The sequence below is a fragment of the Nostoc parmelioides FACHB-3921 genome (genome assembly GCF_014696625.1).
GTDB lineage: Bacteria > Cyanobacteriota > Cyanobacteriia > Cyanobacteriales > Nostocaceae > Trichormus > Trichormus parmelioides.
This window is the reverse complement of record NZ_JACJQL010000014.1, coordinates 76,821-96,969: the sequence shown is the minus strand read 5'-3', so window position 1 is coordinate 96,969 and position 20,149 is coordinate 76,821. Positions and strand designations below refer to the sequence as shown.

Genomic DNA, 20,149 nt, shown 5'->3' with positions numbered 1-20,149 from the left:
CTAATCTCTAACTAGTTGAGTAGCCGAAGCTTGTAACGCATCCTTGACGCGTTGATTGCGAATTTCCCCTGCATGGGTAATGCAAGCAGCATCAATGATGTCGTCTGTAAAATCTACTTGTAACGCTTTATCTTTAATTAGTAGTTGCAGTAAAGATGTGAGGTTTTTGGAATACAGTTGGCTGGCATGAACTGGCATTGATGAAGGGAGATTAATCGGGCCGATAATTGTCACCCCATTCCAAACAATATCTTTACCAGGATCAGTACAAGCACAGTTACCACCTTGTTCAGCCGCTAAATCTACAATCACTGAACCGGGTTTCATTTGTGCAACCATTTCTGCTGTAACTAACAGTGGTGCTTTTCTACCTGGGACTTGGGCAGTTGTAATTACTACATCAGAATTTTTGACGTGTTCCGCCACAACTTCCTGAGTGCGCTGTTTGCTGGCTTCAGAAATTTCTTTGGCGTAACCACCTTGGGCTGTGGTTTCTTCTTCGAGTTTGACTTCGACGAATTTTGCCCCCAAGCTTTGCACTTCTTCTTTTACAGCCGGACGAATATCAAAGGCTTCTACGACTGCGCCCAAACGTCTGGCGGTGGCGATCGCTTGCAATCCTGCAACACCAGCACCCATAATAAATACTTTAGCTGGGGCAATTGTCCCTGCGGCTGTTGTCAACATGGGGAAATACTTGGGTAACGCCGCCGCCGCAATTAATACCGCTTTATAACCCGCCAGTGACGCTTGTGAAGATAAAGCATCCATCGATTGCGCCCTTGTAGTTCTGGGGATCAGTTCCATACTCAAGGCTGTGACTTTACGATTCACCAGTTGTTGCGCCACTACAGGATTGCCCAAGGGATTCAGGAAGCTAATTAAAACAGCACCTTCCCTTAATAAATCAATTTCTAAGCGTCCATCTTCGCGTTCTTGCGGTGGGCTAACTTTCAACAAAACATCTGTTTCGCCCCATAATTTACCGGAATCGCTAACAATTGTCGCTCCTGCTGCTACATAGGCAGCATCATCAAAAAATGATCGCTCTCCTGCACCTGCTTCTACCCAAACCTCTAAACCTTGTTTTACCAATCGGGCAACAGTGTCAGGATTTAAGGCTACACGTCGTTCACAAACTTCAATTTCTTTAGCAACTGCTATTCTCATGAAATCTCCTGAAGATAAATACCTAATCTCTGCAAAGTCTGCAACTTTGCTTATGAGGAATGTCACTAAATCATGGCTCTTACTCCGAGCTATGAAAAATTGATTTTCCTTTTTGATTGAAACTTGAGCGTTCCCCTTGACTGTGGTGATGCAACAGACAAAGCTTTTCTGAGCATCTGGCAAATTTCCAATTTGCTGATAGTTGCCAATCGCTTACATATTGCAAATTCTATTTTGATACCCCAAGTTTTATCCTTCTCTTTAGCTTATTTTCGGGATTGCAAAATCTTTATGTCTCTTTTCTCTTACATACCGCAATATTCAGCAAACTTATATTTTTTCTAGCTTGATTATTTTCTAACAAATGTTTAGTTATTTTTTGAATGGTTATTGATATGATGCAAGCTGATTTTTACCAATCTATCTCAACTTAACAGGCGATCGCTAATTAGATAGCTCAATTTTTATAACAAACAACCTAAATTAAGATACACTTGTACATATTTAGAAACAAAATCACTTATTAAGTGTGTTTCTATTTACTTTAAGTACTAGTATTTTTACCAACAGTTGTGATTTCAGAAAAAATGGCACTTTTTGCCTCCACCGAACGTCTAAAGTGTATCACATAAAGCAAAAATGACAGAAACCTTACGTAAAACCTTGATTGAGTGCTTTTATGCGTAAGTCTCGTGATATCTATAAAATTAACTTGGTGGAGGAGCCTTAATTATGAAACGTTTACTTTCAGCTTTAGCCGTGACTAGTTGTGTAATAGCCGGCTTACCAACTATTACCTCGGCACAAAGTCTACCTGGATTTACATTGTTTAGTGGTGTTAAAAGCGAAAATCAGCTACCCTTTCGTTTAGATTTTGGTGGGCAGAGCAATAGCTGGGATAGATATATATTAAGGATTCCTGCCCAGAAAATGAAATTGGCAGCTGCTCAATTTGCCATTACCTACCCAGATTACTATAAAGGAAGTTTTGACACCAAAGATATTGAAATCAGAGTGGGAGGCAAAAAAGTTCCTGTATCCGAAGTGAAATGGGATAGAGAAGGTCGCCTGTTGGAGATTTTCCCCGAAGAGCCAGTACCAGCAGGTAGCAGAGTAGAGTTAGTCCTTTCCAATGTACGTAACCCAGCATTTGGTGGAACTTTTTACTTCAATTGTCAAATTCTCTCACCTGGAGATGTCCCCTTACTACGATACTTGGGAACTTGGATTTTAAGCATCAATTAATTGAGAGGTATAGAGGCAGTTAAGGGAGAAATGCTTACTCAGCAACCACTGCTCCCTAATTACTTCTTTATAGACTATTAGCTATCCACAGTGATAAGATAATAGATTGTGATTTTTTATAAAAAATCGTCTAAGAGGACAAAAGTATGCAGAGAACGCTCGGTGGGACAAACCGTAAGAGAAAAAGAACTTCTGGGTTCCGTGCCAGAATGCGGACTCCAGATGGCAGAAACGTCATCAGAGCCAGAAGAAAGAGAGGTCGTCATCGTTTGAGCGTGTAGGGTATTTTAGGCGCAAAGAATAGCTGTGGCATTGCCCAAAGCAAATCGATTAAAATCCCGGCATGATTTTCAGGCAGTTTTCCGAGAAGGGCTGAGACGAAACAGCTCACATTTCACATTGCGAGCATTAAAACCGTCATCTGCCAGAAAGTCTTCTTTGGATACTGCCACTCAAACCCAACCAGTAGATGAAGTACAAAATATACCTAGTACGCTGATTGGTGTCTCGATTAGTACCAAAGTTAGTAAGCGAGCGGTAGTGCGTAACCGCATAAAACGGCAAATTACGGCTGCTATGCAGCAATTATTGCCTAGATTAGCACCAGGGTGGAAATTAGTAGTAATTGTGAAGCCAACAGCCGCAGAAAGTAAGTGCGGAAGCCAGCAATTTCTGCAAGAATTAGAGCAGTTGTTGGCACAAACTGAGGTATTACATGGGCATTCGTGAAGAAGTTTATTATGAAGGCGGCCCCCACATTGGGGATCTAATTTTGAATATACTAGTTGGGCTAACTGTTGTAGGTATTCCCTTAGCAGTTGGAGCAATTGTGAGAGCATTATGGTTACGCTACCGCATCACCGATCGCAGAATATCTGTGATGGGTGGTTGGATGGGACGCGATCGCTCGGATGTAATTTATTCAGAAATTACCAAGATAGTCAAAGTTCCCCGTGGTCTTGGGATTTGGGGAGATATGGTAGTTACTTTAAGAAACGGTAGTCGTTTAGAATTGCGGGCTGTTCCCAATTTCCGCGAAGTTTATGACTACATTAATGAAAAAATTGCTGCCAGAAATCCTCAATATACTGCGAAGTAGGGAATAGGGAGTGGGGAGTAGGGAATAGAAGATTTGCTTATATAAAATAAAAAATTCAGAAAATTCCCCATTACCAAACACTACTCACTACTCCCCATTTATCATCTTGTGCGGCTATCCGTAGCAGAAGATAGTCGCATAGTCATCCCGATTTAGATAAATTAGATTCAGTTCAGTTTACAGTACCTCAGGTTGAATTCAGAATAATGGATTTTGGTATCGGGTTTCTCTCGAACAACGTAATGTTGCCGATCATAGACTTTTTCTATAGCGTTGTGCCGAGCTATGGATTGGCGATCGTTGCCTTAACATTGATAATCCGCTTTGCGCTCTATCCCCTGAGTGCTGGTCAAATTCGCAATATGCGGAAAATGCGAATTGTGCAACCCCTAATGCAAAAGCGGATGGCAGAAATTAAAGAGCGCTATAAGGATGACCCGCAGAAGCAGCAAGAAGAAATGATGAACGTCCAGAAGGAGTTTGGCAACCCCTTAGCCGGATGTTTACCGTTACTGCTGCAAATGCCAGTCCTGTTAGCTTTGTTTGCCACCTTGCGGGGTTCACCATTTGCTGGAGTTAATTACTCTGTTAACCTGCAAATCTTCCCCTCTGAGCAAATCGAACGCATCCAACCCCAAGCGTTCGCCACTCCCCCCCAAAATATTTACATTGCAGACGGGGAGCATACCAAAGTTACAGCCATCCTCCCTGGTGGTAATAAGTTAGCGGTAGGCGAAAAAACTAAAATTCAATATCAGACCCTTGACGGTAAACCATTCCCAGTTTTATTGGCCGAACACCCAGAGAGTAAACTGTCGCCTGAATGGAAAATTACCAAGGGTGAAGATCGAATTAAAATCGATGCCGAGGGTAATATAGAAGCCTTACAGCCAGGAGATGTCACCATTCAGGGTACAATTCCCGGATTAGCGGCAGATAAAGGATTTTTATTCATTGATGCTTTAGGTAGAGTAGGCGCAATCGACCCCGATAACACCATCCACTGGGATATCGTGGGAATGATCGTCTTCTTTGGTATCAGCCTTTACTTTAGCCAAATGCTTTCTGGGCAAAATTCTAGCGGTGGGAATCCCCAACAGGATACGGTCAACAAAATTACTCCTGTAATCTTTTCTGGGATGTTTTTGTTTTTCCCTCTGCCGGCTGGTGTACTCATGTACATGGTGATTGGTAACGTTTTCCAAACCTTACAAACCTATATCCTCTCCCGTGAACCTTTACCAGAGGAAATACAAAAAATTGTAGAAACTCAGGAAAAACAAGCGGTGGCTGAACAAAAGACATTACCTTTTGAGCCAAAAAGTTCCAAGAAAAAGACCACAGGTTGATAAATGAGCAACAATCCCATGCAGCGAGGTCAGCAGTGGTTACAATCACTGCTGGAACTCACTGGGGTATCAGCTGAGATTCACGGTAGTGTAGAAACTGCTCAATCTCACAACGAAGATTCCCAAGAAACAGATGGCTACTGGTTGACGATTGACGAAACCAATTTAAACCCACAGCAAGTTCAAACTTTAATTGGTGCTGATGGCTCTGTATTAGATGCAATTCAGTATTTAGTTAATTCCACTCTCAATATCAATCAACCCCAGGAAGGACAAGCTTCCTACACAGTAGAATTGAACGGTTATAGGGTTAAAAGACAAGCCGAAATTCAAGAAATCGCAGAAACAGCCGCCGAGCAGGTACGTTCTACAGGTCAAGAAGTGGAGATTAAATCCCTCAGTTCTGCGGAACGGCGTTTAGTACACACTTTCCTAAAAGACTTTGGCGATTTAGAAACCTTTAGCCGTGGTAAAGAACCCCATCGTCATTTAGTTGTGCGTCCGGCTGTGAATGAATTATGAGAGGCTAGAATTTAGAGGCTAGAGGTTAGAAAATACATATTTTACCTAGTCCCCAATCCCCAGTCTGCATATTTATTCTTCCTAAAAGCTAAACTAAAAATGGATTATCAGCAGAATTGCTGATAATTGACATAAATTCTTGTAATGATGTTTTACAGATCCTATGGACGCAATCTTTATTCCGCAGCTAACTAAAGCCCCGGAGCGGACAGAGGAAGTTCAAGTTAAAGAGTTTCTGCCAGGGTTGGAGACTTTGACACCTGTACGTGGCCTCGTCCGCGTACAGCATCATGGTAATTACCTGCAAGTTTCAGCACAGGCCGAAGCAATTATTACTTGTACCTGCAATCGCTGCTTACAGCAGTACAATCAGCGTTTAGCCGTAGATACTCAAGAAGTTATTTGGTTGGATGAGGCTGTCGAGCAAGAGCAAAACTTACCCTTAGAACGGGAAGTAGCGATGGAAGATTTGCTAGAGACCTTATCGCCTAATGGTTATTTTTATCCCAGCGAATGGTTGTATGAACAAATGTGTTTAGCGTTGCCACAACGCCAATTATGTGAAATTAATTGTCCGGGCATTTTAACTGATAATAGCGCTGAAAGTTCAGATCAAGGAATTGATAATCGTTGGTCTGGGTTGAAGGCACTGAAAAAACATTTACCTGGATAGTAATATTTTCCCATAGAAGCGATTAATCGCGTCTGTACAAAAGAGACGCGATTTCTAACAGTCGTCGTGATTGGTTCTGGAAACTAGTATCGGATTGAACCGATAGGTTTGATATTCTCTAGTTTTGAGACTTTAAAACTCATAGGAATGCAATCGCTCTTTGAGCCTAGAATCCCCCAAATCTAGCGTCCGCGCAGCGTCTCGTAGAGAAGTAGATTCGGGGGAGTATGTCAAAAATTAAAGTTCTCACTACTAACTTGCTTTATATGCAAAATAAATTATTCCTTGTGATATTTAGATTTGTAATAAATTAGCGATCGCCTCTGGCATTGGCAACACAATTATCACCAATAAAGCCATTGCCAACAAACCTAAAATATCGCGCTTGGTATCCAGTTCAGTCACATCATTTAAAGCTGGTTCATCGACTAAGGGAATGAACAATAAGATAATTGCCCATACGAAAAATTCAGATTGAACTAAAGATAGCAACAACAGCAACAGGCGGGCAATTTGACCGATAAACATAGCCGTTCTTTGCCCAAACATCGCATGGACAATATGACCACCATCTAATTGTCCCACGGGCATAAGGTTTAATGCTGTGACAATTAATCCCAAAAAACCAGCCACTGCGACTGGGTGTAAGTCAATCGCTAATTTTGCTGTTAAGGCACTTCCTAAAGCTAATTTAGCTAGTAACGCCACAAGAATTGAATATTTAGGATTCAGTGCGTCAGGGTTTAACAAACCAGTGTTTTCAGTCAAGGGAACCAAATCTGAATGAGCCAAACCCCAAATAACTAGGGGTAATGTAGCGATAAACCCAGCTAGAGGCCCAGCAATACCAACATCAAATAAAGCCTTACGGTTGGGAATTGGACTCCGCATTTGAATAAATGCACCAAAAGTTCCCAAGAAAAAAGGTATAGGGATAAAGTAGGGCAGGGTCGAGCGAATTTTATAAAATCTAGCTGTCAGGTAATGACCCATCTCATGGATACCCAAGATAGTCATTAAAGCTAAAGCATAGGGTAATCCCTGTAAAAGTAGTTTCGGGTCAGATTGTAGCCTTGTAGGGTCAATACCGGCGATTTTTACACCTACTAAGGTGGTTGTTACTAAAGTAGCTACTAACAGCAATAAAGCCAATCCTGGGCGTGTTAGTTGTTCAGATTTTCTCGTATTGGCTTTAGCAGCTTGGGTGTTGGGAACCAATACGAAGAACGGCTTACCATTAAAACCTTCTTGAAAGATGAGCAAGAAGCGATCGCCAAATTGAGCTTCAATGTTAGCTCTAATCTGCTGGTAAGCTTGAGTTGGTGTAGTTCGCAACTGCCCTCGGCAAATCACCGCCTGGGGTCTATACTCAATGTTTTGGACGTAGTAAATAGACCAGGGAAAACAGTTTCGCAGCTGGGTTTCTTCCGTGGGTTCAATGGGACGTACAGGCACTGGTTCTGCGGTAGGATGATTAGCCGATTGTGATTCTGTGGATTGGGGTGCAGTTTGTGTCTCCCTTGGCAATTGCCGTCCCCACTGAAACAAGAGCCAGTATAACAAAAGGCAGAGAATTGACGGCCAAAATATCAGTGCTGGCGGCGGCGGTTGTTTTACCCCATAAACTAGTGTCCATCCAGTTAAAACCAACGCAGGTGTCATCAACACCAGCCATAACAGCCAGATGGGTGTCTTGGTGATGTTAGCAACACTGCGCTGCACCATCAAATAAGTAGCTATTCCCAATAGGAGGAGAAACCAGAATGTCATGTTTTCTACAGTAATTTTGAAAGAAGCCGTGCAAGTAGTGTTAGCACCACAGCCACCGCTACAAAGCAAAGCAGACCAGCGACCCCAGATTTTTAGATAAAGCTCAACAAGGTTGATTAACTCTTTGCACGTCAGTTGTTTTTGGATCTGGTTTAATACCTCGTCCCTTGATTGGTTGGTTTTCACATATCGAAAACCACTGACCACTAACTACCGACGAAAACAAATTCAACTCTGTAACTATATTTTCACAACTCCTCAGGTTTGGTTTTTCTTATGTGTCCCTTACCTCAACAGCCTAGTCATATAACTAAGTCACCACGGGATGTCTTGGACGGTATTTTTGCTTTTCCACCAAATCGGGACACATTAGGGGGAACCTCTTATCTCATTGTAGGAAATGAAGGGAATATCCTCATAGATTGTCCCGCCTTAGATCAAACAAATTTAGATTTTTTGCGATCGCATGGTGGCGTAAGATGGTTATTTCTCACCCATCGCGGCGCTATTGGGAGAACAGCAGAAATTCAACAAAATTCTGGCTGTGAAGTTATTATTCAAGAACAAGAAGCCTATTTGTTACCAGGCTTAACTGTCACTACCTTCACTCAAGAACTCTCCATCACCCCCACAGTCCAAGTTATCTGGACACCCGGACACTCTCCCGGCTCCTCTTGCTTGTACTATAACTACCAGGGCGGTGTACTATTTTCCGGTCGCCATTTACTTCCCAACCAACAAGGCGAACCCGTTCCGTTACGCACCGCTAAAACTTTTCATTGGCCCCGACAAATTAAGAGCTTACAAACAATCTTAGAAACTTTTACCCCAGAAACCCTGCAATACATCTGTCCCGGTGCTAACACTGGTTTCCTCAGAGGTAAACGCTCCATAGACACAGCCTACCAGCGCCTAGCCTCTTTGGATTTAAAAGCTTTACTACAAACACAACCGCTAATTTAGCGCGGAGTCAGAGCGGAGGTTTCCTCCGTAGACGCGCAAGCGGCTTGCCGCAGGCATCTGAACTTCATAAGAGAGGGGCTGGAAACCCGGATGGCAGAGGAAATGAGCGAATTTTTCTCCCCTGCCCCCTGCTCCCTGCTCCCCAGCTTCTTAGCCTTTATTCCCAATCCCGGCTACTACAGAATTTTTACTCAACAGATCCAACGCTGCTTGATATTGCAAATCTGTTTCTGTGGCAATTTCATCGCGGGTGAGTATTTGCTGGGTCACAACTGTATCTGGTTTAATGCCTAACTTGTTTATATCTCTGTGATTAGGAGTTTCATACTTAGCAATTGTCACCGCCAAGCCAGAACCATCTGATAATTCAAATAAAGACTGGATTAAGCCCTTGCCAAAGGTAGTTTCACCGACCAACTGAGCGCGGCCATTATCTTGGAGTGCGCCGGCGAGAATTTCGCTAGCACTGGCGGTTCCCTGGTTAACTAAAATTATTAATGGATCTTCTGTCAAGGCCGGCCCAAAAGCTTCAAAGCTACCCTGAATACCTTGGCGATTGACGGTGTAGACAATTGTGCCGGAATCTAACCACTGACGGGCAATCTCAATGCCGGCTTGCAGTAAACCACCTGGATTATTACGCAAATCTAAAATGTAGGCAGCAGCACCTTTTTTCTCTAGACTAGAAATAGCGTGTGCTAATTCCATTGAGGCATTGGCATTGAATTGAGTGAGGCGAAGATAGCCGAAAGGTTTACCTTCTGGGGATGAACGTAATTCTGCCACAACAGGGTTAAGAGCGATGCGATCGCGCACTATTCTGATTTCTTTTTCCCCTTCTCCCTCACGTTCAATTACAAGCGTGACTAAACTACCTATGGGGCCGCGCATCCTGGTGGCTGCTTCGTCAAGAGTCAAATCTGTTGTGGAAATGCCTTCAATTTTCACAATGCGATCGCGTGGTTTAATACCCGCTTGATCTGCCGGCGAACCCGCAATGGGAGAAACTACTTCCAACTTTCCACTCTGGGGATTTAAGGCGATTTGTAAACCCACTCCGGTCAGTTCTCCAGAAGTACTAACCTGTAAGCTGCGGTATTGCTCAGGGTCTAAAAATCTCGTAAAAGGATCACCTAAAGTCTTGAGCATATTCTGAATAGCCCCATAAGCAGCTTTATGGTCTGTCAGGGGCTTTTCCAATGCCTTCTGTCTCACATTCGCCCAATTTTGATGGTTAAACGTCTCATCCAAATAAGAGCGATTGACAATTCGCCACACTTCCGAAACTAGTTTCTGTTCCTCCGTTAATGCTGTGGCTGGTTGAACTAATACTCCTACAGCCAAACTCAAAGCCACTAATAGCGAAAATCCTAGCCGAAAAAACTGTTTTTGCATGAACCCCATTTGCAGTTTTACCTCAACCGAAATTGCCTAGAATTGCCCAGTTGCACGATCAATAATGAAATCTATCTCTCGACTATGTTACTTTTTTTATAGAAGTGGTGCATTATTCTCATCAAGTTGTTAAGGCATCTGATATTAGTGCATCCCCTTTACCAAAAGGATTATGATCTACTTTGTACCCACCAATCGGGTTGGCTTGCAAAGAGAACGCAATATATTCCATATTTACAGAGTGTTAAGTTTGTGAAAACTCTTGACATTCTGCAAGAGTGAAAAACAGACGAAAAACTCCTCTTAAAAGAAAATCCCAAAATTGCCAATTGGGAGATTGAATCAACCGCAACCGATTTTTAGGAACTTGAGATTGTATGGCCAACGTTTACGACTGGTTTGAGGAACGCTTAGAAATCCAAGCAATTGCTGAAGATGTCACAAGCAAATACGTCCCTCCCCATGTCAACATTTTCTACTGCTTGGGTGGTATTACCCTAGTTTGCTTTCTAATCCAGTTCGCCACTGGATTCGCTATGACGTTCTATTACAAGCCAACAGTTGCTGAAGCTTACTCCTCCGTTCAATACATTATGAACGAGGTGAACTTCGGTTGGTTAATTCGCTCCATTCATCGCTGGTCTGCCAGCATGATGGTGTTGATGATGATTCTGCACGTCTTCCGCGTCTACCTAACTGGTGGTTTCAAAAAGCCCCGTGAATTAACCTGGGTAAGTGGTGTGATCCTCGCTGTCATCACCGTTTCTTTCGGTGTTACAGGCTATTCTCTACCTTGGGATCAAGTAGGCTACTGGGCTGTGAAAATCGTTAGCGGTGTACCCGAAGCGATTCCTGTAGTCGGTGTACTCATCTCCGACCTACTGCGTGGTGGCTCCAGTGTTGGTCAAGCAACCCTGACCCGCTACTATAGCGCCCACACCTTTGTACTACCTTGGTTGATTGCAGTATTTATGCTGTTCCACTTCTTGATGATCCGCAAGCAAGGTATTTCCGGGCCTTTGTAATCCAGCAACTAGTTTTCAGAGCCAGTAGTTTGTTTTAAACTGATGAAAAATCAGCAATTAAGACTCATAAGTCAAAAACACTAGTATCTGAAAACTGAGAGCTGTCAAAAAACCTCAATCAAGGTTTGATCAAGGCTTTAACTGAATTTTAAGCAGGAGAGCGCATTCAAAAATGGCTACACAAAAAAAACCCGATCTGAGCGATCCTACGTTAAGAGCTAAACTCGCCAAAGGCATGGGTCACAACTACTATGGTGAACCAGCTTGGCCCAACGACTTGCTGTATGTATTCCCAATTGTAATCATGGGTTCATTCGCTTGTATCGTGGCTCTAGCCGTACTAGACCCCGCTATGACAGGCGAACCAGCAAATCCTTTCGCTACACCACTGGAAATTTTACCAGAGTGGTATTTGTACCCAGTATTCCAAATTTTGCGATCGCTTCCTAACAAATTGTTGGGAGTATTAGCAATGGCTTCCGTACCCTTGGGATTAATCCTCGTTCCCTTCATTGAGAACGTCAACAAGTTCCAAAACCCCTTCCGTCGTCCAGTTGCAACCACAGTGTTCTTGTTTGGAACCTTGGTAACCCTGTGGTTGGGTATTGGTGCTGCGCTACCATTGGACAAATCTTTGACCTTAGGATTGTTCTAAGCTAGTCACCTAGAAGCTTCTTGACACCTGTAGGTTTCAGGAGCGTATATCTGGAAGTTATGATGTCTAATGACAAGTCACCATAAAGGTGTATGTAGTCGAAAATGTCATTCATATCAAGGATATGCGCTCCTGAAAACCCGAAACAGGTGTCAATTTTAGTGATAGGGGTTGCTGAGATAGAGTTCCTAGTGTTGACCAATGACTAATGACCAAATTAAATTTTTAGCTTTGGATGCAAAAAATCATCCCAAAACTAAAATAGACTAAAGACGATAGATTACATAAAATTCTTACTCATAATTACATGAAAGCTACGGTCAATGCTTGGCATCATGCAGCACGACCATCTAACAATTAAGAGCGAACTGAAGCTCCTTAACCAAGTACAACAATGGTTTGAGGACTTTTCCCTCAAATACCTGTTTCAACTCGGCTGGACAGAAGGTCAACTTTATCGCCTCAACTTAGCACTAGCAGAGGGCTTTACCAATGCAGTTCGTCATGCACATCGTGCTTTGCCGCCAGAAACGACTATAGAAATTGAGGTTAGTCTATGGATTAACAAAATAGAAATTAGAATTTGGGATCATGGTAACCCGTTTGATCCGGATGCGATCGCTGAACCAGTACCAGGTACTCTACAAGTGGGAGGCTATGGCTGGTTTCTCCTCCGGCGCTTGGCTGACCGTGTAGTCTACGAACGTAGCGAGGATGGTAGGAATTGTTTAGTCATAGTTAAGTATGCCAAGGAAGGGCAATATTAGGGGAGTGAGGGACGATGAGTAAGAATTTTTACTTAGGCACTTCCAGATAAAAAAATATTAAAAATATGCAAGATTTAGGATGCGCTACTTGCGACAAAACCTAAATACACTCAGAAATTATTCATAAGTAGCGCACCCTACCAAATCATCAATTTCGGAGGATTGATTTTTTGGTGTTTCCTTAAGTTGTCTAACTGATCCTCTTTATTTCGTGACTTCTTCACTTAACCTAAGTAAATAGCTGCAAGTTAAGAGAAATTTTGTATAAAAAATCATACTGATGGTAGTAGAGTTAGCATACGAGTTGCTGTTAATACTTTGTTAAAATTAGGCAAAATTATCGTGGGCGGGAAATTGAACTGAGATGTTAATCGGTAGATATCGTAAATGCTCAGTAATTTTTTCCTAGCCTGCTGTAGCTCTTTAGTGGTCAAAGAGGGGATGGGGAAGAGGATATGACTAAAACAGCCTTAGTTACAGGTATTACTGGTCAAGATGGCTACTATCTCAGCCATTTGCTCCTCAATCAAGGTTATCGAGTAGTGGGATTAGTATCACCACACCGCCAACCGAATTTGGCAAAGTTAGGGGATTTGGCAACCAAGGTAGAAATATATAATGTTGATTTGAGAGATCCTGTAGCATTGTTAAATGCGGTGGAGCAATTGCGTCCCCAAGAAATTTATAATTTGGCTGCGCCTAGTTTTGTTCCTGATTCGTGGAAAGACCCGTTGGGAACTTTGGATTTAATTACTGGGACGGCTACGAGACTGTTAGATGCAGTCCGACAGGTTGGTTTATCTACAAGATTCTATCAAGCTAGTAGTTCCGAAATGTTTGGGGATGTTTTATCTTCTCCCCAGGATGAAGAAACCACCTTTCGTCCCAAAAATCCCTACGCAGCAGCAAAGCTACACGCCCACTGGACGATGGTGCATCACAGACAGCGTTATGGCCTATTTGCCTGTAGCGGTATTTTATATAACCATGAGTCACCTTTACGCCCGCCTCAATTTGTCACGCGTAAAGTTTCTTTGGCTGCTGCATCCATTAAGTTGGGTTTAGTCCAGACTTTGGAAATGGGTAATTTAGATGCTAAACGCGATTGGGGATTTGCTGGCGATTACGTCAAAGCTATGTGGCTGATGTTGCAAGCAGAGGAACCAGAAGAGTATGTTATAGGTACGGGAAAACTACACAGCGTTAAAGAATTAGTGTCTATTGCTTTCGAGTCGGTGGGACTAAATTGGCAAAATCATGTAGTGATTAATACAGATTTGCTCAGACAAGACGAACATTTTCAGCTCGTAGCTAACCCTATCAAAGCTAAAAAGAACCTCGGTTGGGAAACGGAAGTTAGCTTTGAGGGACTTTTAGAGAAAATGGTGCAAACAGATGTAGAAAGATTACAAAGCGGTGCGATCGCCCAAGCACCAGAAGGAAAATTACTGGTAGATTAGGATACCGTAGCGCATTTGCACCCATAACCCTACTACCTCTAAAAATCAATAATAAAGAATCTCAATGCCAATTGATACAGTGGAAGAACAAATAAGTTTAGGCAAAACTTCCAATGAACAAGCCAACCATATCTTCTTGTTCTTAGAGGTTTTTAAGCAGGAAGGGGGAATTCAATCTTATGTCAAGGATATTTTTCGGGCGTATTCAGGCTTGAGTCAAGGTTATCAAGCAGAAGTGTTGTTATTACGGGATAGCCCTGACTGCTCAAACCCTTTTACATCCAATAATTTAAAATTTCATTACTTCCAAAATCAATCACCCCAAATAGGCAGAATCAAAATGGCTGGGGTGCTACTAAAATTTTTATTGCAGAGAAGACCACAGAGGGTCTTTTGTGGGCATATTAAGCTAGCAGTTTTAGTACAGACACTTTGCCAACCGTTAGGTATTCCCTACACTATCCTCACCTATGGCAAAGAATTTTGGGAACCGTTAAAAAATCAAGAACGCCGCGCTTTAGCCGCAGCAGAGGAAATTTGGACGATTAGTCGCTATAGCCGCGATCGCGCCTGTGCCGTTAATGGTATAGATCCTCATAAGGTGAAAATGTTGCCTTGTGCCATAGATGGCAATAAATTTACTCCAGGAGCAAAACAACCAGAATTAATCGAGAAATATGGCTTAACCGATGCCAAAGTATTAATGACCGTAGCACGACTTTGGTCAGGAGATATATATAAAGGCGTGGATGTCACAATTCGGGCATTGCCGAAAATTATCCAGGCGTTTCCAGAAGTAAAATATTTAGTGATTGGTCGTGGTGATGACCAACCGAGGTTGGCACAGTTAGCCCAAGATTTAGGTGTAAGCGATCGCGTGATTTTTGCAGGTTTTGTCCCTACTGAACAACTAATGGCACATTACCGCCTAGCTGATGCCTATATTATGCCTTCACAAGAAGGTTTTGGGATCGTTTATTTAGAAGCAATGGCTTGTGGTGTCCCGGTGCTGTCTGGTGATGATGACGGTTCGGCTGACCCCTTGCAGGATGGTAAACTGGGTTGGCGAGTTCCCCATCGCAACCCGGAAGCCGTAGCCGCAGCTTGTTTAGAAATTCTTCAAGGAGACGATCAGCGTTGTGATGGAGAGTGGTTGCGCGAACAGGCGATCGCACTTTTCGGAATGGATGCTTTACAAAAGCAGCTTTTGTCTTTAGTCCACAGTAAGAACTAATGACTAATGACCAAACTCGCTATCCTAGAAGGAGAGCAAGATAGTATTTAAAATGAGCCTTAACAATTCTCAATTGAATCTTTTAAACTTCCGCCCTTGGCTAACGCTGTTAGCAATTGCTTGGTTACTAGCTTCCTTGGGTTTGGGCTGGTTGGTAAATTCCTTGTTGATTATAGTGGGATTGTTGTTTTTAGCGCCTGTTGTGGCGTTTTTTGGGTTTCGCTGGTGGCTGGAACGCAATTTAGTATCTGATCAATGTCCCGTCTGTAGTTATGAATTTACAGGGTTAAATAATAGCCAGTTGCAATGTCCTAATTGCGGAGAAAACTTAACTGTACAAAAAGGACATTTTCAACGCTTTGCCCCAGAAGGCACAATTGATGTTACCGCCGTTGAAGTTCCATCCCAGCGATTGGAAGATTAAACAGTTGATATATTTGCTTGCCTCTCTAGCCAGAGGAACTTAATAGTATATAATGAGGGATTGTGTCGAATTAGAGCCAATCCATGCCTAAACTAAAAACACGCAAAGCCGCAGCCAAAAGATTCCGTGCCACCGGTACTGGTAAAATCGTGCGCCGCAAAGCTTTCAAAAACCACCTTTTAGAACACAAAACCACCAACAAAAAGCGCCAGTACTCCAAGATGGCAATTGTTAACGAGCGCGACGAAGAAAACGTGCGTTTAATGCTGCCTTATTTGTAAATTTGTAATTTTTTCAGGAATAAAATATGACTCGCGTAAAACGCGGTAACGTTGCTCGTAAACGCCGCAATAAAATTCTCAAACTAGCTAAAGGTTTCCGTGGTTCTCACTCAACTCTGTTTAGAACCGCTAACCAACAGGTAATGAAGGCACTCCGCAGTGCTTACCGCGATCGCAAAAAGAAAAAGCGCGATTTCCGCCGCCTGTGGATTACCCGGATTAACGCTGCTGCCAGACAACATGGACTCAGCTACAGTCAGTTAATCGGTAACTTGAAAAAAGCCGACATCCAACTCAATCGGAAAATGTTGGCACAATTGGCAGTCCTCGATCCTGCTAGCTTCGGCAAAGTGGCACAGTTGGCAATTCAAGCTAAAGGTTAAGGATGGTAACGGATGAATAACGGATGTAACAGATGGCAAATAATTAGTCGGTTACATCTGATATTATCCGCCACCATTATTTGCTTGATGATTTCGGCCACAGGACTTGTTGCATCTGCCGCCGAACTGCCAGAAATTCAGCGCCGAGGCTACATAACTGTAGCCGTGAAGGATAATTTGCCTTTGTTGGGTTTTAAAGACACTCAGGGCAATTTACAAGGCTTAGAAATTGATTTAGCAAAGCGTTTAGCGGCTGATTTGTTAGGTAAAGCCGATGCTGTAAAATTGCAACCCGTAAATAATCGCGATCGCCTATCTGTAGTATTTAATCATCAAGTTGATTTAGCGATCGCCAGAGTCACAGCCACAGAATCACGCTCACGCTTGGTAAGTTTCAGTGTTCCCTACTACATGGATGGCACTTACTTAATTACCAAAGACGCAACTGTACAGCAAATAAATGATTTAGCCAAGCGCAAAATTGCTGTCCTGAATAATTCCAGCACCATCGCCGAAGTACGTTACTACATCCCCAGCGCCGAGTTAGTGGGAGTTAATTCTTACCAAGAAGCGCAAGCAGCAATAGAAAATAATAACGTCGCCGCTTTCGCCGCCGATGGTAGCCTCCTGAGTAGTTGGGTTAGAGAAAATCCTCAATATCGCCTATTACCAACAAAATTATCCACAGCACCCTTGTCTGTAGTCATGCCCAAGGGATTGCAGTACGATGAATTGCGAAGAGAAGTTAACGAAGCGATCGCTCGTTACATCGCTCAAGGTTGGTTAAAAGAACGGATTAAATATTGGGGATTAGTCAATAGTCAGTTGTCAATAGTCAATAGTCATTACTTCCCCTGCTTCCCCTGCTTCCCCTGCACCCCTGCACCCCCCGCTTCCCCTGCCCCCTCCTCTTAAGAGTCCCTAAAAGACCCATAATAGAGATAGAAGACACTTTAATAATTTGATTTGAAGACAATGGATAACAGTCTAGCGGTTGTTTATCTCTCCGTGTTGGTGGGTATACTGGGATTTGCGGTTGTGAGTGTTTTCCGCCAGCTGTTCAAAACTCGTAAGCGTGAAAGTGCTTTATCTCGATTGCGTAGTAAGTTGAGTAAGGACAAGGGTACAGCTCAAGAATATTATGAGTTAGCTTGTATTTATTCAGAGAAGAAAGTGTACACACAAGCTATACCTTTGTTTCAAAAGGCTCTGAAAGCAGCCGAAGAAGAAGGAGAAGAAAATACTGCGCCTATTTACAATGGTTTGGGTTACGCTTACTTTGCTCAAGAGCAGTATGATTTAGCGATTCGTCAGTATAAGGAAGCGCTAAAATTTAAACCCGATTATGTAGTGGCTTTAAATAACTTGGGTCATGCGTATGAGCGCAAAAAATTGACTGCTCAGGCTCTGCAAATGTACGAAGAAGCACTCAAATTTGCACCCAATAACGCTACAGCTAAACGTCGTGCGGAATCTTTGCGGCGCTTAGTGACTGCTTGATGGTTTTAGATCCTAAGATCCCCGACTTCTTTGAGAAGTCGGGGATCTGTTTTAACTTTAATTCGGTTTTATATCTGAATTCTGGGAAATAAATAACTATAAATTTATTGCCAGATTTTCTAGAATGATGAAGCGGCTAAAGCTATTCTTCTTGTTAGCTATTACTATTATTATCTGCTGTGGTATATCACTGATATTAATAAAAACAGTAACAGCACAACAATCAATAATTTCCCATCCTTTGACAGCGTTGACAGAAGCGGAGATTAAAACAGCAGTTGCCTTAATTAGAAAGGAAAAGCCTTTAACTGACATGGCTGCTTTTCCCTTGATTACCTTGGCAGAACCGGATAAAAGCGCAGTTGTGAATTTTACACAAGGTCAATCGTTCGAGCGCAAGGCTTTTTTGGTAGTATATGAGCGATCGCAAAACAAAACCTATGAAGCTGTTATTGACCTGAGAACGCAAAAAATAGCGTCCTGGCAAGAGAAACCCCATGTGCAACCGGCAATTTTTAACTCAGAATATGAACTAGCACGAAATGTAGTGAAATCTGATTCCCGATGGCAAGAAGCCATGAAAAAACGGGGAATTACAGATTTTAATCAAGTACAGGTGAGTTGCTGGGCGGCGGGAATTTTAAGTCAAGAGGAAGCAGCAACAGGGGGGCGTTTGTGTCGGACTTTATTATTTTATCGCGGGGAACGCTGGAATTATTACGGCACTCCTATTGAGGGTGTAATAGCAACGGTTGATTTAAATAAAGGTACAGTCATCAATTTTATCGACCAGGGAATAGTTCCCATGTCCAAGGAAAATTGGAATTATGATTTAGAGACTTTAGGTAAATTACTCTCGCCCCCAAAACTCTTACAAATACTGCAACCGAAAGGAAAGAGTTTCCAAATTCAGGGTAATGAAATTAGTTGGCAAGGTTGGAAGTTTCGGTATGTGATGCACCCCCGTGATGGGTTGGTACTGTATCAAGTAACTTACAATGATGGTGAGAATATCCGACCAGTATTATATCGCGCCAGCTTATCGGAGATGGTTGTACCTTATGGCGATCCTGATCCTACTTGGTCATTTAGAAACGCTTTCGATGTTGGTGAATATAACTTGGGGTTACTAGCCAGCACAATGGAGTTAGGGAAGGAAATTCCCCAAAATGGCGTTTTACTTGATGCTGTGTTTGCCAATGAAGAAGGGGAACCCTATGTTATGCCTGGGGTAGTTGGTGTTTACGAACGGGATAACGGCATACTTTGGAAGCATTATGAGTATAATACCCAACGCAACGATGTGCGACGCGATCGCCAATTAGTCATTACCATCACGGCGGCGGTTGATAACTATGATTACGGTATTAACTGGATTTTCCACCAAGACGGCACTTTAGAAGTAGAGAATGATTTAACAGGTATTGTTTTGGTGCAGGGAACAGAAGCGGAAACCCAGCCTGAAGATAATTCCTATGGAAGGTTACTAGCTAAAAATATTTTTGGTGTCAATCACCAGCACTTTTTTAACTATCGCTTAGATATGGATGTGGATGGTCAAGCTAATAATGTGATGGAAATGAACGTGGAAAGTTTGCCGATAGGGAAGAACAATCCTATCGGTAATGCCATTGTGGTCAAAGATACCCCACTCAACACCGAAAAGGCTGCTGTCCGTGATTTGGATATCAAACACAGTCGGGAATGGATGATTGCGAATGCAGATAAGAAGAATGCTTTAGGGGTTGCCCCTGCATATATGTTAATGCCGGGAGGTAACACAGTGTTTTTCCCGGTGGAGGGGGCAAAAATTCGGCAGAAAGCTGAGTTTGCCACTCATCATGTTTGGGTGACTCAATATAAACCCGGTGAATTATATGCCGGTGGTAATTATCCTAATCAAGCACCACCAGGAAAAGGTTTACCTGAATACATTGCCGATGATGAATCTTTGATGGGTCAAGATATTGTTTTGTGGTACACAATGGGTATTACTCATGTACCTAAGCCAGAAGATTGGCCTGTGATGCCGGTTCATAAGCTTGGCTTTAAACTCTCTCCCAGAGCCTTTTTTAGCCGCAATCCGGCGATTAATTTAGGCGAGTAAGGGACTTTTAGATCAAAAAATCTCCAAATGTAGGGTGCGTGATACCAATTCAAAATTCAAAATTCAAAATTAAGAATCAAGACAGAACAAGCGTTTGAGGCTGTATATCTATCGCATTCTTTTTTCA

At 42.7% G+C, this 20,149-nt stretch carries 22 protein-coding genes; 19 read left to right on the top strand and 3 right to left on the bottom strand.

Annotation, left to right across the window (positions count from 1 at the left end; all coding sequences use genetic code 11):
- A complete protein-coding gene (locus H6G14_RS12280) occupies positions 1-1,170 on the bottom strand; it encodes a Re/Si-specific NAD(P)(+) transhydrogenase subunit alpha (protein ID WP_190567677.1) in 1,170 nt (389 codons plus the stop codon).
- Positions 1,171-1,902: 732 nt separating this feature from the next.
- Between H6G14_RS12280 and H6G14_RS12275 the strand changes: the two genes are divergently transcribed.
- The 7 genes from H6G14_RS12275 (at position 1,903) to H6G14_RS12245 (ending at position 6,058) form a co-directional block, all read left to right on the top strand.
- Positions 1,903-2,415 (top strand): DUF2808 domain-containing protein, encoded by a 513-nt coding sequence (locus tag H6G14_RS12275; protein ID WP_190567676.1) that lies wholly within the window; start codon positions 1,903-1,905, stop codon positions 2,413-2,415.
- Between the two features lie 146 nt (positions 2,416-2,561).
- Complete coding sequence (gene rpmH, locus H6G14_RS12270) at positions 2,562-2,696, top strand: 50S ribosomal protein L34 (protein WP_010997562.1); 135 nt, start codon at positions 2,562-2,564, stop codon at positions 2,694-2,696.
- Between the two features lie 25 nt (positions 2,697-2,721).
- Positions 2,722-3,144, top strand: coding sequence for a ribonuclease P protein component (gene rnpA / locus H6G14_RS12265; protein WP_190567675.1), 423 nt, complete (start codon positions 2,722-2,724; stop codon positions 3,142-3,144).
- Entirely contained in the window at positions 3,131-3,514 is a 384-nt protein-coding gene (locus H6G14_RS12260) for a PH domain-containing protein (RefSeq protein ID WP_190567674.1), read from the top strand. Before rnpA ends, H6G14_RS12260 begins: the two co-directional genes overlap by 14 nt.
- A 206-nt stretch (positions 3,515-3,720) precedes the next feature.
- Positions 3,721-4,863, top strand: a complete 1,143-nt coding sequence (yidC, locus tag H6G14_RS12255) for a membrane protein insertase YidC (protein WP_190567673.1) — start codon at positions 3,721-3,723, stop codon at positions 4,861-4,863.
- Between the two features lie 3 nt (positions 4,864-4,866).
- Complete coding sequence (locus tag H6G14_RS12250) at positions 4,867-5,385, top strand: Jag family protein (RefSeq protein WP_190567672.1); 519 nt, start codon at positions 4,867-4,869, stop codon at positions 5,383-5,385.
- 163 nt (positions 5,386-5,548) lie between these two features.
- A complete protein-coding gene (locus tag H6G14_RS12245) occupies positions 5,549-6,058 on the top strand; it encodes a YceD family protein (protein WP_190567671.1) in 510 nt (169 codons plus the stop codon).
- Between the two features lie 294 nt (positions 6,059-6,352).
- Here the strand turns inward: H6G14_RS12245 and H6G14_RS12240 are convergent, their stop codons facing one another.
- On the bottom strand, positions 6,353-7,828 hold the full coding sequence (locus tag H6G14_RS12240; RefSeq protein WP_190567713.1) for a site-2 protease family protein: 1,476 nt from the start codon (positions 7,826-7,828) through the stop codon (positions 6,353-6,355).
- Positions 7,829-8,104: 276 nt separating this feature from the next.
- On the opposite strand from H6G14_RS12240, the gene H6G14_RS12235 reads away from it, so the two are divergent.
- The gene (locus tag H6G14_RS12235; RefSeq protein WP_190567670.1) at positions 8,105-8,791 is read left to right on the top strand and encodes an MBL fold metallo-hydrolase; all 687 of its coding nucleotides are present in this window, start codon (positions 8,105-8,107) and stop codon (positions 8,789-8,791) included.
- A 150-nt stretch (positions 8,792-8,941) separates the two neighbouring features.
- On the opposite strand, the gene ctpA is transcribed toward H6G14_RS12235, so the two are convergent.
- Positions 8,942-10,195, bottom strand: coding sequence for a carboxyl-terminal processing protease CtpA (gene ctpA / locus H6G14_RS12230; RefSeq protein ID WP_190567669.1), 1,254 nt, complete (start codon positions 10,193-10,195; stop codon positions 8,942-8,944).
- A gap of 368 nt (positions 10,196-10,563) precedes the next feature.
- On the opposite strand from ctpA, the gene petB reads away from it, so the two are divergent.
- The 11 genes from petB to H6G14_RS12175 all read left to right on the top strand — a co-directional run bounded on the left by petB (position 10,564) and on the right by H6G14_RS12175 (position 20,022).
- Complete coding sequence (petB, locus tag H6G14_RS12225) at positions 10,564-11,211, top strand: cytochrome b6 (protein WP_010997571.1); 648 nt, start codon at positions 10,564-10,566, stop codon at positions 11,209-11,211.
- 172 nt (positions 11,212-11,383) lie between these two features.
- Positions 11,384-11,866 (top strand): cytochrome b6-f complex subunit IV, encoded by a 483-nt coding sequence (petD, locus tag H6G14_RS12220; RefSeq protein ID WP_011320162.1) that lies wholly within the window; start codon positions 11,384-11,386, stop codon positions 11,864-11,866.
- 323 nt (positions 11,867-12,189) lie between these two features.
- A complete protein-coding gene (locus H6G14_RS12215; RefSeq protein WP_190567668.1) occupies positions 12,190-12,633 on the top strand; it encodes an ATP-binding protein in 444 nt (147 codons plus the stop codon).
- A gap of 455 nt (positions 12,634-13,088) precedes the next feature.
- On the top strand, positions 13,089-14,093 hold the full coding sequence (locus H6G14_RS12210) for a GDP-mannose 4,6-dehydratase (RefSeq protein ID WP_190567667.1): 1,005 nt from the start codon (positions 13,089-13,091) through the stop codon (positions 14,091-14,093).
- Between the two features lie 64 nt (positions 14,094-14,157).
- Complete coding sequence (locus H6G14_RS12205; RefSeq protein ID WP_190567666.1) at positions 14,158-15,327, top strand: glycosyltransferase family 4 protein; 1,170 nt, start codon at positions 14,158-14,160, stop codon at positions 15,325-15,327.
- 52 nt (positions 15,328-15,379) lie between these two features.
- Positions 15,380-15,751 carry a hypothetical protein gene (locus H6G14_RS12200; RefSeq protein WP_190567665.1) on the top strand — a complete coding sequence of 124 codons (372 nt, stop codon included), beginning with the start codon at positions 15,380-15,382 and terminating at the stop codon, positions 15,749-15,751.
- Positions 15,752-15,834: 83 nt separating this feature from the next.
- On the top strand, positions 15,835-16,032 hold the full coding sequence (gene rpmI / locus H6G14_RS12195; RefSeq protein ID WP_190567664.1) for a 50S ribosomal protein L35: 198 nt from the start codon (positions 15,835-15,837) through the stop codon (positions 16,030-16,032).
- Positions 16,033-16,058: 26 nt separating this feature from the next.
- Complete coding sequence (gene rplT / locus H6G14_RS12190) at positions 16,059-16,415, top strand: 50S ribosomal protein L20 (protein WP_190567663.1); 357 nt, start codon at positions 16,059-16,061, stop codon at positions 16,413-16,415.
- Between the two features lie 12 nt (positions 16,416-16,427).
- Positions 16,428-17,330, top strand: a complete 903-nt coding sequence (locus H6G14_RS12185; RefSeq protein WP_242053418.1) for a transporter substrate-binding domain-containing protein — start codon at positions 16,428-16,430, stop codon at positions 17,328-17,330.
- A gap of 60 nt (positions 17,331-17,390) precedes the next feature.
- The gene (locus tag H6G14_RS12180) at positions 17,391-17,915 is read left to right on the top strand and encodes a tetratricopeptide repeat protein (protein WP_190567662.1); all 525 of its coding nucleotides are present in this window, start codon (positions 17,391-17,393) and stop codon (positions 17,913-17,915) included.
- 124 nt (positions 17,916-18,039) lie between these two features.
- A complete protein-coding gene (locus H6G14_RS12175) occupies positions 18,040-20,022 on the top strand; it encodes a primary-amine oxidase (protein ID WP_190567661.1) in 1,983 nt (660 codons plus the stop codon).
- Positions 20,023-20,149: the final 127 nt, after the last annotated feature.

What these genes read in the sequence shown, in the direction of transcription:
- H6G14_RS12210 (WP_190567667.1), top strand. Translation starts at nt 13,089, where the DNA reads ATGACTAAAACAGCCTTAGTTACAGGTATTACTGGTCAAGATGGCTAC.
- rpmH (WP_010997562.1), top strand. Translation starts at nt 2,562, where the DNA reads ATGCAGAGAACGCTCGGTGGGACAAACCGTAAGAGAAAAAGAACTTCT.
- H6G14_RS12215 (WP_190567668.1), top strand. Translation starts at nt 12,190, where the DNA reads ATGCTTGGCATCATGCAGCACGACCATCTAACAATTAAGAGCGAACTG.
- yidC (WP_190567673.1), top strand. Translation starts at nt 3,721, where the DNA reads ATGGATTTTGGTATCGGGTTTCTCTCGAACAACGTAATGTTGCCGATC.
- H6G14_RS12235 (WP_190567670.1), top strand. Translation starts at nt 8,105, where the DNA reads ATGTGTCCCTTACCTCAACAGCCTAGTCATATAACTAAGTCACCACGG.
- petD (WP_011320162.1), top strand. Translation starts at nt 11,384, where the DNA reads ATGGCTACACAAAAAAAACCCGATCTGAGCGATCCTACGTTAAGAGCT.
- H6G14_RS12280 (WP_190567677.1), bottom strand. Translation starts at nt 1,170, where the DNA reads ATGAGAATAGCAGTTGCTAAAGAAATTGAAGTTTGTGAACGACGTGTA.
- H6G14_RS12245 (WP_190567671.1), top strand. Translation starts at nt 5,549, where the DNA reads ATGGACGCAATCTTTATTCCGCAGCTAACTAAAGCCCCGGAGCGGACA.
- rpmI (WP_190567664.1), top strand. Translation starts at nt 15,835, where the DNA reads ATGCCTAAACTAAAAACACGCAAAGCCGCAGCCAAAAGATTCCGTGCC.
- H6G14_RS12205 (WP_190567666.1), top strand. Translation starts at nt 14,158, where the DNA reads ATGCCAATTGATACAGTGGAAGAACAAATAAGTTTAGGCAAAACTTCC.
- petB (WP_010997571.1), top strand. Translation starts at nt 10,564, where the DNA reads ATGGCCAACGTTTACGACTGGTTTGAGGAACGCTTAGAAATCCAAGCA.
- H6G14_RS12180 (WP_190567662.1), top strand. Translation starts at nt 17,391, where the DNA reads ATGGATAACAGTCTAGCGGTTGTTTATCTCTCCGTGTTGGTGGGTATA.
- H6G14_RS12200 (WP_190567665.1), top strand. Translation starts at nt 15,380, where the DNA reads ATGAGCCTTAACAATTCTCAATTGAATCTTTTAAACTTCCGCCCTTGG.
- ctpA (WP_190567669.1), bottom strand. Translation starts at nt 10,195, where the DNA reads ATGGGGTTCATGCAAAAACAGTTTTTTCGGCTAGGATTTTCGCTATTA.
- H6G14_RS12250 (WP_190567672.1), top strand. Translation starts at nt 4,867, where the DNA reads ATGAGCAACAATCCCATGCAGCGAGGTCAGCAGTGGTTACAATCACTG.
- H6G14_RS12260 (WP_190567674.1), top strand. Translation starts at nt 3,131, where the DNA reads ATGGGCATTCGTGAAGAAGTTTATTATGAAGGCGGCCCCCACATTGGG.
- H6G14_RS12185 (WP_242053418.1), top strand. Translation starts at nt 16,428, where the DNA reads ATGAATAACGGATGTAACAGATGGCAAATAATTAGTCGGTTACATCTG.
- H6G14_RS12240 (WP_190567713.1), bottom strand. Translation starts at nt 7,828, where the DNA reads ATGACATTCTGGTTTCTCCTCCTATTGGGAATAGCTACTTATTTGATG.
- H6G14_RS12175 (WP_190567661.1), top strand. Translation starts at nt 18,040, where the DNA reads ATGATGAAGCGGCTAAAGCTATTCTTCTTGTTAGCTATTACTATTATT.
- rplT (WP_190567663.1), top strand. Translation starts at nt 16,059, where the DNA reads ATGACTCGCGTAAAACGCGGTAACGTTGCTCGTAAACGCCGCAATAAA.
- H6G14_RS12275 (WP_190567676.1), top strand. Translation starts at nt 1,903, where the DNA reads ATGAAACGTTTACTTTCAGCTTTAGCCGTGACTAGTTGTGTAATAGCC.